Origin of the sequence: Streptomyces chartreusis (assembly GCF_008704715.1) — a bacterium.
Classification (GTDB): domain Bacteria; phylum Actinomycetota; class Actinomycetes; order Streptomycetales; family Streptomycetaceae; genus Streptomyces; species Streptomyces chartreusis.
Map to the genome: position 1 here is coordinate 3035580 of NZ_CP023689.1, position 12798 is coordinate 3048377.

Below are 12798 nucleotides of genomic sequence, written 5' to 3' on the forward strand. Positions count from 1 at the left end.
GTTACGGCAGACAGCGGGCCATGGCACGCGCAAAGGGCGCCCTTCGGGGAGAGGGACGCCCTGTGCGACGTACGGGACGGACTCGGCTCACCGGGTCCGCGGCGGCCGTCAGCCCATGAACTTCTTGAACTCGTCCGGCAGCTCGAAGTCCTGTCCGGCCTGCTGGCCCGGCAGTCCGAGGGCGCCGCCGGCCTGAGCAGCGGCGGCCCGGCGGGCGGCCTCTTCCTGCTCCTGCTGCTTGCGCTTCATCGGGTTGCCGGAGCGCTGCTTGCCCTTGGCCTTCTTCGGCTGCTTCTTGGTGCGGCCGGGACCGCCGCCCATGCCGGGCATCCCCGGCATCCCGGGCATGCCGCCGCCCTGGGCCATGCGGGACATCATCTTGCGGGCCTCGAAGAACCGCTCGACGAGGTTCTTGACCGCGCTGACCTCGACGCCGGAACCCTTGGCGATACGGGCGCGCCGGGAGCCGTTGATGATCGTCGGTTCCTGGCGCTCGGCCGGGGTCATCGACTTGATGATGGCGGCCGTGCGGTCGACGTCCCGCTCGTCCAGGTTGTTGATCTGGTCCTTGATCTGGCCCATGCCCGGGAGCATGCCGAGCAGCTTGGAGATGGAGCCCATCTTCCTGACCTGCTCCATCTGGGCCAGGAAGTCGTCGAGGGTGAAGTCCTGGCCCTTCTTGGAGGCCAGCTTCTCCGCCATCTTCTGGGCTTCGGCCTGGTCGAAGGTCTTCTCCGCCTGCTCGATCAGGGTGAGCAGGTCACCCATGTCGAGGATGCGGGAGGCCATCCGGTCCGGGTGGAAGGCGTCGAACTCGTCGAGCTTCTCGCCGTTCGACGCGAACATGATCGGCTTGCCGGTGATCTGCCGGATCGACAGGGCGGCACCACCGCGGGCGTCACCGTCGAGCTTGGAGAGCACCACGCCGTCGAAGCCGACGCCGTCGCGGAAGGCCTCGGCGGTGTTGACCGCGTCCTGGCCGATCATCGCGTCGACGACGAAGAGGATCTCGTCCGGCGAGACCGCGTCACGGATGTCCGCGGCCTGCTGCATCATCTCCTGGTCGATGCCCAGGCGGCCGGCGGTGTCCACGATCACGATGTCGTGGACCTTGGACTTCGCGTGCTCGATGGAGTCCTTGGCGACCTTGACCGGGTCACCGACGCCGTTGCCCGGCTCGGGCGCGTAGACCGCGACGCCGGCGCGCTCGGCGACGACGCTCAGCTGGTTCACGGCGTTCGGGCGCTGGAGGTCACAGGCGACCAGCAGCGGCGAGTGGCCCTGCTCCTTCAGCCAGCGGCCGAGCTTGCCCGCGAGGGTGGTCTTACCGGCACCCTGCAGACCGGCCAGCATGATCACGGTCGGCGGCTGCTTGGCGAAGCGCAGGCGGCGGGTCTCGCCGCCGAGGATCGTCACGAGCTCGTCGTTGACGATCTTCAGGACCTGCTGGGCCGGGTTCAGCGCCTTGGAGACCTCGGCGCCCATCGCACGTTCCTTGACGTTCTTGATGAACGTCCGGACGACCGGCAGCGCCACGTCCGCTTCGAGGAGCGCGATGCGGATCTCGCGCGCGGTGGCGTCGATGTCCGCCTCGGAGAGCCGTCCCTTGCCGCGCAGGTTCTTGAAAGTCGCTGAGAGGCGATCGGAGAGAGTATCGAACACGGCGCTCGCGGTCCTCGGGGTCGGTGGCAGCTGGGAATCGCCCTCCAGGGTATCCCGGCGGCACAGGTTGCCGGGATCCCCGGGTTCATCCCCGCAGCGTCTCCTCCAGCTTGCGTGCCACGGCGGCCGCCTCCTCACCGGGCAGCGGGGCGCCCTCGGGCCCTGTGACATAGAACGCGTCGACGGCGTTGGCGCCCAGTGTGCTGACATGCGCACTGCGCACCCGCACGCTCGCGTCCTCCAGCGCCCGGCCGATCCGGAACAGCAGCCCCGGCGCGTCCTGGGCCCGCACCTCGATGACCGTGGCCAGCCGCGAGGCGGCCGGATGCACCGTCACCCTCGGCGGCGGCGCCACCACGCCCCTGCGGCGCGGATAGGCCGCGTCCCGCTCGGCGAGCCGGCCCGCGATGTCCAGGGAGCCGTCCAGCGCCCGTACGAGGTCGGCGCGGAGCCGGGCGGCCTGCGGCAGCGAGCCGTACTCGGCGGCGACCCGCCAGTTCAGCAGCAGGACCGCGCCCTCGACGCCGTCGGGCAGGTCCAGGGCGCTCAGCTCGGCGGTGCGCACGGTCAGGCGGTGCATCGCGAGGACGCCTGCCACCGCGGGCAGCACGCCCGGCTGGTCGGGGACGGCGATGAGGAGTTCCACGCCGAGCGGCTCCGGGTCGCCCGGGGCCTGCTCCTCGGCGGGCGGCTCGGTCTGGGCCCGCAGCGCCAGTACGGGGCTGCCGGTGGCGATCGCCTCGATGGCGAGCCGTTCCTGCTCGGCGGTGGGCGCGGCGGCCTCGGGCTCGGCCGGGTCGTCCCCTGCGAGGACCGCGCCGACACGTTTGACCAGGTCGGCGACGAGGGACCCGCGCCAGGACGACCAGGCGGCCGGGCCGGTGGCCAGGGCGTCCGCCTCGGTCAGGGCGTGCAGCAGCTCCAGGGTGCCCTGCGAGCCGACGGCCTCGGCGACCGAGCGGACGGTGGCCGGGTCCTCCAGGTCGCGCCGGGTGGCCGTCTCGACGAGCAGCAGGTGATGGCGTACGAGGGTGGAGAGCACCGTCACGTCGTCGCGGTCGAAGCCGATGCGCGCGGCCACGTCCTTGACGATGATCTCGCCGGCCACGGAGTGGTCGCCGGGCCAGCCCTTGCCGATGTCGTGCAGCAGCGCGGCGACCAGCAGCAGGTCGGGGCGGTGGACGCGGCGGGTGAACTCGGAGGCGCGCACGGCCGTCTCGATGAGGTGCCGGTCGACGGTCCAGATGTGCACGGCGTTGCGCTGCGGGCGGCAGCGCACCCGCTCCCAGTCGGGCAGGAAGTGGGTGATCAGCCCTTCGGCCTCCAGCGCCTCCCACACCTCGACCGTCGGCCGCCCGGAGCCCAGCAGGGTCACCAGCTGCTCACGGGCCTCGGCGGGCCAGGGCGTGGGCAGCGGGCGCACGTTCGCCGCCATGCGTCGTACGGCGTGCAGGGAGAGCGGCAGTCCGGCCTGGGCGGCGGCGGCCGCGGCCCGCAGGGGCAGCACGGGGTCACGTTCGGGGCGTGCGGCACGGGCGAGCACCACCTCGCCGTCCTGCTCCACGACGCCCTCGGCGAGCGGGGAGCGCTCGGCGACGGGCTTCGCACCACCGCCCAGCATGGCGCGCAGCCGCGGCCGCACGGCGCGCGCCCGCAGCACGCGCCCCACTTCACGCCAAGTGACATCACTGGCGTACGAGATCACCCGCGCCGACTCGTACACCTGCCGCAGCAGTGTGTCCGCGTCGAGCAGGCCGAGCTCGGCGGCGACCTGGTCCTGCTCCTGGAGCGAGAGCCGGTCGGTCGCCCGCCCGGTGGTCAGGTGCAGGGCGTCGCGTACGTCGAGCAGCCGGCGCCGGGCGCCGTCGAGGCCCTCGCGCGGGGCGTCGGCCAGCCAGGACGCGGCGACGGCGCGCAGGATCGTGGCGTCCCGCAGGCCGCCGCGCGCCTCCTTCAGATCGGGCTCCAGGAGGTACTGCAGCTCGCCCTGGCGCTCGGCGCGCTCGGCGGACAGCTCCTGCAGTTCGGGCAGCCGCTTGGGCGCCTGGTTGCGCCAGTCGGCGAGGACCGACGTGCGCAGTCCGGCCGTGAGGCCCAGGTCGCCCGCGATGTGCCGGGCGTCCAGCAGGCCGAGCTGGACCTTGAGGTCCTCCCCCGCGGTCCTGCGGGCCTCGGCGGGCGTGCGCACGGAGTGGTCGAGGGCGAGGCCGAGGTCCCACACGGGGTACCAGATGCGGTCGGCAAGAGCGGCCACCGCCTTGCTGTCGCCGCCGTCGTGCAGCAGGAGCAGGTCCAGGTCACTGCGCGGGGAGAGCTCACCGCGGCCGTACCCGCCGACGGCGACCAGGGAGACACCGCGCAGTCCCTCGGCGCCGGCCGCGAACAGGCCGGTCAGCCACTCGTCGGTCAGCTCCGCGAGGGCGGCACGGCGCGGCGGCCCGGACCGCGCCTCCTCGGTGAGGAGACGCAGCCGGGCCGCCGCGTAGCCGCTGGGTCCCGAGCCCTCTGCATCCTTGGAAACGTCCGTGCTCGTCACCCAGCGACTCCTGTTCTTTTTCCCTGCCTCAGAGCGCGTCGGGCCCGCGCTCGCCGGTCCGCACCCGTACGGCCGTCTCGACCGGCAGGGACCAGACCTTGCCGTCACCGATCTTGCCGGTGCGGGCGGCCTTGACGATGACGTCGATCAGCTGCTCGGCGTCGTCGTCCTCGGCCAGGACCTCGATACGGATCTTCGGGACCAGGTCGACGGTGTACTCGGCACCGCGGTAGACCTCGGTGTGACCCCGCTGACGACCGTAGCCGCTCGCCTCGGTGACCGTCAGGCCGTGGACTCCGAAGGCCTGGAGGGCTTCCTTGATCTCGTCGAGCCGGTGGGGCTTGACGACGGCGGTGATGAGCTTCATGCGTCCACCTTCTTGCTCGCGGCTGCCGCGACCGGGGCCGGGGCTGCGGCGGTGCGGGCGGCACCGCCGCCGGCGCCGCTGAAGTCGTATGCGGTCTCGGCGTGCTCGGCCTGGTCGATGCCGGCGACCTCGTCGTCCTCGGAGACCCGCATGCCGATGGTCTTGTCGAGGATGAAGGCGAGGATCGCGGAGACGATCAGCGAGTAGGCCAGGACCGCGAAGACACCGGCGCACTGCTTCCAGAACTGGGTCAGGCCGCCGCCGTAGAAGAGGCCCGCGACGTCGGACTGGCCCTTGCCGCTGGCGAAGAAGCCGATCAGCAGGGAGCCGACGACACCGCCGACCAGGTGGACACCGACGACGTCGAGCGAGTCGTCGTAGCCGAGCTTGTACTTCAGGCCCACGGCCATGGCGCACAGCAGACCGGCGATGGCGCCGACCGCGATGGCACCGAGCGGGGAGACCGCGCCGCCGGACGGGGTGATGGCGACCAGACCGGCGACCGCGCCGGAGGCGGCACCGAGCGTGGTGAACGCGCCGTGGCGGATCTTCTCGTAGATGAGCCAGGCCAGCATGGCGGCGGCGGTGGCGACCTGCGTGTTGACGAACATCAGCGCGCCGACGCCGTCGTCGTTGCCGAGCCACGAGCCGGCGTTGAAGCCGAACCAGCCGAACCACAGCAGGCCCGCGCCGAGCATGACCAGCGGAAGGCTGTGCGGGCGCATCGGGTCCTTCTTGAAACCGACGCGCTTGCCGATGACGAGGATCACGCCGAGCGCCGCGGCACCCGCGTTGATGTGGACCGCCGTACCGCCGGCGAAGTCGATCACACCGAGCTCGAAGGCCCAGCCGCCGGCGCCCCACACCCAGTGCGCGACCGGGAAGTAGACGAGCGTGGCCCACAGGGCGATGAACAGCGCCCACGCCGTGAACTTCACGCGGTCGGCGAGCGCACCGCTGATCAGGGCCGGCGTGATGATCGCGAACATCAGCTGGAAGACCAGGAAGACGAAGATCGGGATGGTGTAGCCGTCCCACAGCTGCGTGAGACCGATGTTGCTGAGGCCCACCCAGTCGGAGTTCCAGCCGATGATGCTGCCGGAGTCGGTGCCGAACGCCATGGAGAAGCCGTAGAGCACCCACAGGATGGTGACTATCCCCAGGCTGATGAAACTCATCATCAGCATGTTCAGGGTGCTCTTGACGCGGACCATGCCTCCGTAGAAGAAGGCCAGGCCCGGGGTCATGAGCATCACCAGGGCGGAACAGATGAGCATGAAGCCTGTGTTGGCGGACGACAGCGTGGGTGCGTCCGCCGCAAGCGTGATGGCGGCTGATGCCATCGGCGTCTCCTCGTCGTTGGTACGGCCCCGTGCGGGCGAAGCCTGAGCGGAATGAGGGGTGGGCCGGTTATGCGCCAAGAGATTGGCGCAGCGCCGTTTCGGTGGAAGCCCCTCGTTGTTTCGCCGCCGTGACGAAGGCGCCTTGCGTGTTACGCGTCGATGAACTGCCGGATGTCCGGCTGTCTGATCGTTATCGTGGCGCAACCTTCATTGAAGGGAAAAAGCCGGCCGCGGTCGGCCTTCCGATGACCTGGCATGGGGGAGCCGAGTCGGGCAGTTCGGGAGGGCCGGCCGCGGCCGGGGTTCTGCGGGTCCCAGGGTTCGCCCCCGGGTGTCAGACCGCTTCGGCGGTCTCCGGGAGCTCGACTGCGAGCTTGTCGGTGAGATCCACGACCTCGGCGAGATCCCCGAAATCGCGTACGGCCGTGTCGACCGTCTTTCGAATACGAGTGTTGACGCGTTCGGAGCGCACCTTCTTGGCGACCGCCATGGCCCGCTCGGCATAGACCGCGCTCTGCTCGGGCTCGCGCCGCAGCAGATGCACCGTGGCCACACCGATGAGGTTCAGCGCATACGACCGCTGGTGCTCGCCGTCCTTCGCGAACAGGTCCGCGGCCTGCTGCATCAGCGGCTCGGCCAGCGAGGCGTAGGTCGGGCTGCGGCCGGCGACATAGGCCAGGTCGCGGAAGGAGTGGGAGTTCTCGCCGTACAGCTCCGCCTCCGAGAAGAAGCGGATCCAGTCGGGGTCCGGCTCGTCCCACTCGTCGGACTCGGCGAAGGTGTCCTCGGCCATCCGGACGGCCCGCTTGCACTTGCCGGGCTGGCCCATGTTGGCGTACGCGCGGGCCTCCATCGCATACAGCATCGACTGGGTGCGCGGGCTCGCGCAGTCCCGGCTGCCGTACTGCGCGAGGTGGATCAGCTCCAGGGCGTCGTCGGGCCGGCCGAGGTGGATCATCTGGCGGCTCATGCTGGACAGGACGTAGGAGCCCAGCGGCCGGTCGCCGGCCTCCTTGGCGGCGTGCAGCGCGAGGACGAAGTACTTCTGCGCGGTGGGCTGGAGCCCGACGTCGTACGACATCCAGCCGGCCAGCTCGGCCAGCTCGGCGGCGACCTTGAACAGCTTGCGGGTGGTGGCCTCGGGCTGGGGCTCCTGGAGCAGGTCGGTCACCTCGTGCAGCTGGCCCACGACCGCCTTGCGGCGCAGTCCGCCGCCGCACTGGGCGTCCCACTGCCGGAACATCACGGTGGTGGACTCCAGCAGGTCCAGCTCGGGCTTGGAGAGCCGACCGCGCGCGCGGGAGGACGGGACGGTGCGGGGCTCGTGGTACGGGGCGGGCGGGGCCGGGACCAGCCAGCGCTGCATCGGCTCGATGAGCGCCGGGCCCGCGGACAGGGCCAGCGAGCTCCCGAGGAAGCCGCGCCGCGCCAGCATCAGGTCGCTGCGCGAGAACTCGCTGAGCAGGGCCACCGTCTGCGGGCCCGTCCAGGGCAGGTCGACACCGGACGCGGAGGGTGACTGGCGGGGGGCGCGCAGACCCAGGTCCTCGACGGAGACGACGCAGCCGAAGCGCTCGGAGAACAGCTCGGACAGGATCCTGGGGATCGGCTCGCGGGGGTTCTCGCCGTCCAGCCAGCGGCGTACACGGGAGGTGTCGGTGGAGATGTGGTTGGCACCCAACTGACGGGCCCGGCGGTTCACTTGGCGGGCGAGTTCGCCTTTCGACCAGCCGCTGCGGACGAACCAGGACGTGAGGAGCTCGTTCGGGCGCTTGTCAGCGTGCGATGTGCCACCGGCACTCGAACCGCCTTCGCTGTTGCCGCTCACTGGAACGCCCCCATCCCTTGGACCACTTGTCACCGAGTGCGCCAAGCCCTATCAGAATGCCGGTAAATACGGTCGCCCGTCCGGCAGTTCTCACCCTTCGAACGGAAAGCCGACTTGCCTGCGGCATACCCACGAGCGCATGTGCCCCGAAGGTCCGTGCACTCACGGTAATCCTACGATCACGGCTCCAGCCATGGCGATCCCTGAATCGCCACCATTCGCCACCCCTTCGAATGAACTCACGGGCGCCTCCACACGATTCACTTGACATAGGACGGCCGGAAGTGGGCGGAGCGAAGCACTCAGGGGCGCGTGTCGCCCGGCCCACCACCCGAGGCACTTCGAAGCGCCGCATGGACCGAGCGGCGCAAAACGGGTACCCGGTCACCGAGGAACACACAGAGTCACGTTCCGCATTCGCGTCGTAACCACCGGCGCGCTTGACCGTTGGAGGGGGCATGGGCTTCACGATCGGCGGCATCCGTGAGATGCGATCCGGCTCGCGGCGACGCGGCCGCGCCTCGGAGTGCACCGCCGTCGCCGAGTTCACCGGACTGTGGGGCTGGGACGTGGTGCCCGGCGCGCGTGCCGCCGCGGGCGCCTGCTCGTGCGGCCGTTCCGACTGCGACGCGCCCGGCGCACACCCCCTGGACTTCGCGCCCCGGGTCCCGGCCGGCGCCACGCTCGACGAGGTCACCAAGGCGTGGTCGGAGTTCCCGGGCGCCGCGGTGATGCTGCCGGTCGGCCGGGCGTTCGACGTCATCGAGGTGGCCGAGCCCGCAGGACGCCGCGCGCTGACCCGGCTCGAACGCATGGGCCTGCCCCTCGGCCCGGTCGCCGCCACCCCCGACGGCCGCGCGCACTTCTTCGTCGCCCCCGGCGCCGCCGCCGAGCTCCCCGAGCTCCTGTACCGCATGGGCTGGGACGACCCGACCCACCTCGATCTGCGCGGCCTCGGCCCCGGCGAGCACATCACGGCCCCGCCGTCCGACCGGGGCGGCCTGGGCCCGGTGCGCTGGCTGCGTCCGCCGGCGCTGGACACGGCGACGAAACCGCCGGCGGCCCGGCTGCTGCTGGGCACGCTGGCGTACGTGGCACACAGGTCACGGGCCTAGGCCCACACGGCAAAGCGCCCGTCCCCCGACTGCACCTCGGGGGGCGGGCGCTTCTTGCACCAGGTACCGAATTCGGTAGCCGGTGTCACTCTCCGATAAGGGCGTCAACGAACGCCTCCGGCTCGAACGGCGCCAGATCGTCGGCGCCCTCACCCAGCCCGATCAGCTTCACGGGCACACCCAGCTCGCGCTGCACCGCGACGACGATGCCGCCCTTGGCGGTGCCGTCCAGCTTGGTCAGCACGATGCCGGTGATGTCGACGACCTCGGCGAAGACACGGGCCTGCACCAGGCCGTTCTGCCCCGTGGTGGCGTCCAGCACCAGCAGCACCTCGTCCAGCGGTGCGTGCTTCTCGACGACCCGCTTGACCTTGCCGAGCTCGTCCATGAGGCCGGTCTTGGTGTGCAGGCGCCCGGCGGTGTCGATGAGGACGACGTCGGAGCCCATCTCCTTGCCCTCCTTCACCGCGTCGAACGCGACGGAGGCGGGGTCGCCGCCCTCCGGACCGCGCACGGTGTGGGCGCCGACCCGCTCGCCCCAGGTCTGGAGCTGGTCGGCGGCGGCGGCACGGAAGGTGTCGGCGGCGCCCAGGACCACGCTGCGGCCGTCGGCCACGAGGACGCGGGCGAGCTTGCCGGTGGTGGTGGTCTTGCCGGTGCCGTTGACGCCGACGACCATCACGATGCCGGGCTTGCTGGCCTCGGGCTCGGTCTTGACGACGCGGTCCATGTCGGTGCCGACGAGCTTCAGGAGCTCCTCGCGCAGCAGGCCGCGCAGCTCCTCGGGGGTTCGGGTGCCGAGGACCTTCACGCGCTCGCGCAGGCCGTCGACCAGCTCCTGGGTGGGCGCCACACCGACGTCGGCGGTGAGCAGGGTGTCCTCGATCTCCTCCCAGGTGTCCTCGTCGAGGTGCTCGCGCGACAGGAGCGTGAGCAGCCCCTTGCCGAGGGCGGTCTGCGAGCGGGAGAGCCGGGCGCGCAGCCGGATCAGGCGGCCGGCGGTGGGCTCCGGCACCTCGATCTCGGTCGGCGGGAGCTCTTCGACGACGGGCGGTTCCTCGACGGCGACTCCGGTCGAGCCGTCGGGAAGGTCCACCTCCTCTATGGTCCGGCGCTCTTCGTCGCGCGGTGTCTCGGCCTCGTCGCCGACGTGCGGCTCGACCGGAGGGGCGGTGATGTCGGGCGCGGCGGGCGGCGGCGGGGGCAGCTGCTTCTTGCGACGGCTGCCGACGATGAGCCCGCCGAGCGCACCGAGCACGACCACGGCGATGACTACAGCAAGGATGACGATGTCCATAACCCGTCCAGTATCAGCCATGGACTCCGGCGACACCCCTCTGGATGTCTGACACACCGTCAGCTAACGTCCGCCTTCATACCCGCCCGGTGAAGGGGGACCCCCATGCCCGTCTCGGTCGTACGTTTCAACCTCGTCGAGCCCGACGCCACCCCCGCCTCGCTCGCCGCCCGCTACCGGGCCGCCCTGGAGATGGCCGCGTACGCCGACGAGCACGGCATCACCACCGTGCAGACGGAGGAGCACCACGGCGCCGAGAACAACTGGCTGCCGTCGCCGTTCGCCTTCGCCTCCGCGGTCTTCGGCGCGACGAAGCGCCTCGCGGTCACCGTCTCGGCGATCATCGGCCCGCTGCACGACCCGCTGCGGCTCGCCGAGGAGATCGCGGTCCTGGACCTGCTGAGCGGCGGACGGCTGGTCACGGTCGCCGGGATCGGGTACCGCCCCGAGGAGTACGCCCTGTTCGACGTCGAGTGGAAGCGGCGCGGCCGGCTCCAGGACGAACTGCTGGAGACGCTGCTGAAGGCGTGGACCGGCGAGCCCTTCGAGTACCGCGGCCGCATGGTACGGATCACCCCGCGCCCGTTCACCGACCCGCACCCCCTGCTGCTGGTCGGCGGCTCCTCGAAGGCCGCCGCCCGCCGGGCCGCCCGCCTCGGTCTGCCGTTCTTCCCCAGCGCGCATCTGCCGGAGCTGGAGGCGTACTACAAGGAGCGGCTGGTGGAGTACGGCACCGAGGGCTGGACGATGATGCCGGCCGCCGAGACGCCGCTGCTGCACGTCGCCGAGGACCCGGACCGGACCTGGGCCGAGCACGGCCGGCACTTCCTGCACGAGGCCCGCACGTACGCCTCCTGGCAGTCCGGGGAGATCCGCTCGGCGGTGAAGTCGGGGGCCACGACGGTGGAGGAGCTGCGCGCCGAGGGCGTGTACCGGATCGTCACCCCCGAGGAGTGCGCGGCGCTGGGCTTCGACAACTACGTACTGCACCCCTTGTCGGGCGGGATGCCCGTGGAGGAGGGGTGGCGGAGTCTGCGGCTGTTCTGCGAGCGGGTGCTGCCCGCGCTGGACGCCTGACCCGCCGTACCCGACACCGCCGCCCCGGCTCGGGCAGTGGCCGAGTCGGGGCGGCGGCGGGTTACGGGGAGAGGGGCAGCGGGGACTTGGCCCTTCCCCCCGGGTCCGGGTGGGCGGCTCAGCCCATCTCCTCCAGCTTCTTGCCCTTGGTCTCGGGCACGAACTTGAGGATGAACGGGATGGAGAGGAAGGCGAACACCGCGTACATGACGTAGGTGAGAGACAGGTTCCAGTCCGCCAGGTCCGGGAAGGTGATCGTGATCACCCAGTTGGCGATCCACTGGGCCGAGGCGGCCACACCCAGGGCGGCGGCGCGGATCTTGTTCGGGAAGACCTCACCGAGCATGACCCAGACGACCACGCCCCAGGACAGGGCGAAGAAGAGCACGAAGGCGTTGGCGGCGATCAGCGCCACGTAGCCCTGCGCGGTCGGCAGCGGGTCGCTGCCGTTCTGGAAGGAGAAGGCCCAGGCGGCCGCCGCGAGCGAGACGCCCATGCCGACGGAGCCGATGAGGGCGAGCGGCTTGCGGCCGAGCCGGTCGACGAAGATCATCGCGATCACGGTGCCGATGATGTTGATGATCGAGGTCTCGAACGAGTAGAAGAACGAGCTCGACGGGTCGACGCCCACGGACTGCCACAGCAGGTTCGAGTAGTAGAAGATGACGTTGATGCCGACCAGCTGCTGGAACACGGAGAGGCCGATGCCGATCCACACGATCGGCAGCAGGCCGAACCTGCCGCCCAGCAGGTCCTTGAACGTCGACTTGTGGTCGCCGCGCATGGCCTGGTCGATCTCCGCGACCCGGGCGTCCAGGTCGATGTCGCCCTCGACGTCCGCGAGGACCTTCTTGGCGTCGGCGGTGCGTCCGACGCTGATCAGGTAGCGCGGGGACTCGGGGATGGCGAAGGACAGCAGCCCGTAGATCAGCGCGGGTACGAGCATCACACCGAGCATCCACTGCCAGGCCTCCAGGCCCGCGATGGTGCCGCGCTCCTCGCCGTCCGCCATGTTCAGCAGGGCCCAGTTGACCAGCTGCGAGATGGCGATGCCGATGACGATGGCGGCCTGCTGGAAGGAGGCGAGCCGGCCGCGGTAGGCGGGCGGAGCGACCTCGGCGATGTAGGCCGGGCCGATGACGGAGGCCATACCGATGGCGATGCCGCCGAGCACACGCCAGGCGGCGAGGTCCCACGCGGCGAACGGCAGACCGGAACCTACGGCACTCACGGCGAACAGCACCGCCGCGATCTGCATGACGCGGATCCGGCCGATGCGGTCGGCTATGCGGCCGGCGATCGCGGCGCCGAGGGCGCTGCCGAGCAGGGCGCTGGCGGCGACGGTTCCGGTGACGCCCGAGCTGAGGTCGAACCTGTCCTGGATACCGCCGTTGGCTCCGTTGATGACGGAGCTGTCATAACCGAACAGGAAGCCGCCCATGGCGGCCGCCGCGGTGATGAAGACGACGTGCCCGAGATGTTCGGGGTGGGCCGCCTTGGCTCCTGGTGTGGACGCCTGCGCTGTGCTGGTCACGTGTACTCCTCGGGCACCGGCAACGCTGCCGGGTGGGGG

At 71.0% G+C, this 12798-nt stretch carries 9 protein-coding genes; 2 read left to right on the plus strand and 7 right to left on the minus strand.

The features are described 5' to 3' along the window. Positions 1-108 precede the first annotated feature (108 nt). The 5 genes from ffh to nsdA all read right to left on the minus strand — a co-directional run bounded on the left by ffh (position 109) and on the right by nsdA (position 7736). Positions 109-1662, minus strand: coding sequence for a signal recognition particle protein (gene ffh, locus CP983_RS12625; protein ID WP_126902387.1), 1554 nt, complete (start codon positions 1660-1662; stop codon positions 109-111). Positions 1663-1747: 85 nt separating this feature from the next. After that, entirely contained in the window at positions 1748-4198 is a 2451-nt protein-coding gene (locus CP983_RS12630) for a [protein-PII] uridylyltransferase (RefSeq protein ID WP_107902403.1), read from the minus strand. Between the two features lie 28 nt (positions 4199-4226). Then, the gene (locus tag CP983_RS12635; RefSeq protein ID WP_003997576.1) at positions 4227-4565 is read right to left on the minus strand and encodes a P-II family nitrogen regulator; all 339 of its coding nucleotides are present in this window, start codon (positions 4563-4565) and stop codon (positions 4227-4229) included. After that, positions 4562-5908, minus strand: coding sequence for an ammonium transporter (locus CP983_RS12640; protein ID WP_150499654.1), 1347 nt, complete (start codon positions 5906-5908; stop codon positions 4562-4564). Before CP983_RS12640 ends, CP983_RS12635 begins: the two co-directional genes overlap by 4 nt. A 334-nt stretch (positions 5909-6242) precedes the next feature. Next, positions 6243-7736 (minus strand): transcriptional repressor NsdA, encoded by a 1494-nt coding sequence (gene nsdA / locus CP983_RS12645; protein WP_107902406.1) that lies wholly within the window; start codon positions 7734-7736, stop codon positions 6243-6245. 458 nt (positions 7737-8194) lie between these two features. On the opposite strand from nsdA, the gene CP983_RS12650 reads away from it, so the two are divergent. Next, entirely contained in the window at positions 8195-8851 is a 657-nt protein-coding gene (locus CP983_RS12650) for a bifunctional DNA primase/polymerase (RefSeq protein ID WP_150499655.1), read from the plus strand. Positions 8852-8936: 85 nt separating this feature from the next. Here the strand turns inward: CP983_RS12650 and ftsY are convergent, their stop codons facing one another. Then, on the minus strand, positions 8937-10148 hold the full coding sequence (gene ftsY, locus CP983_RS12655) for a signal recognition particle-docking protein FtsY (protein WP_150499656.1): 1212 nt from the start codon (positions 10146-10148) through the stop codon (positions 8937-8939). Between the two features lie 105 nt (positions 10149-10253). Here ftsY and CP983_RS12660 point away from each other — a divergent pair, with 105 nt between their 5' ends. Beyond that, positions 10254-11225 carry an LLM class flavin-dependent oxidoreductase gene (locus CP983_RS12660; protein ID WP_150499657.1) on the plus strand — a complete coding sequence of 324 codons (972 nt, stop codon included), beginning with the start codon at positions 10254-10256 and terminating at the stop codon, positions 11223-11225. Positions 11226-11343: 118 nt separating this feature from the next. Here the strand turns inward: CP983_RS12660 and CP983_RS12665 are convergent, their stop codons facing one another. After that, positions 11344-12759, minus strand: coding sequence for a sugar porter family MFS transporter (locus CP983_RS12665; RefSeq protein ID WP_150499658.1), 1416 nt, complete (start codon positions 12757-12759; stop codon positions 11344-11346). Positions 12760-12798: the final 39 nt, after the last annotated feature.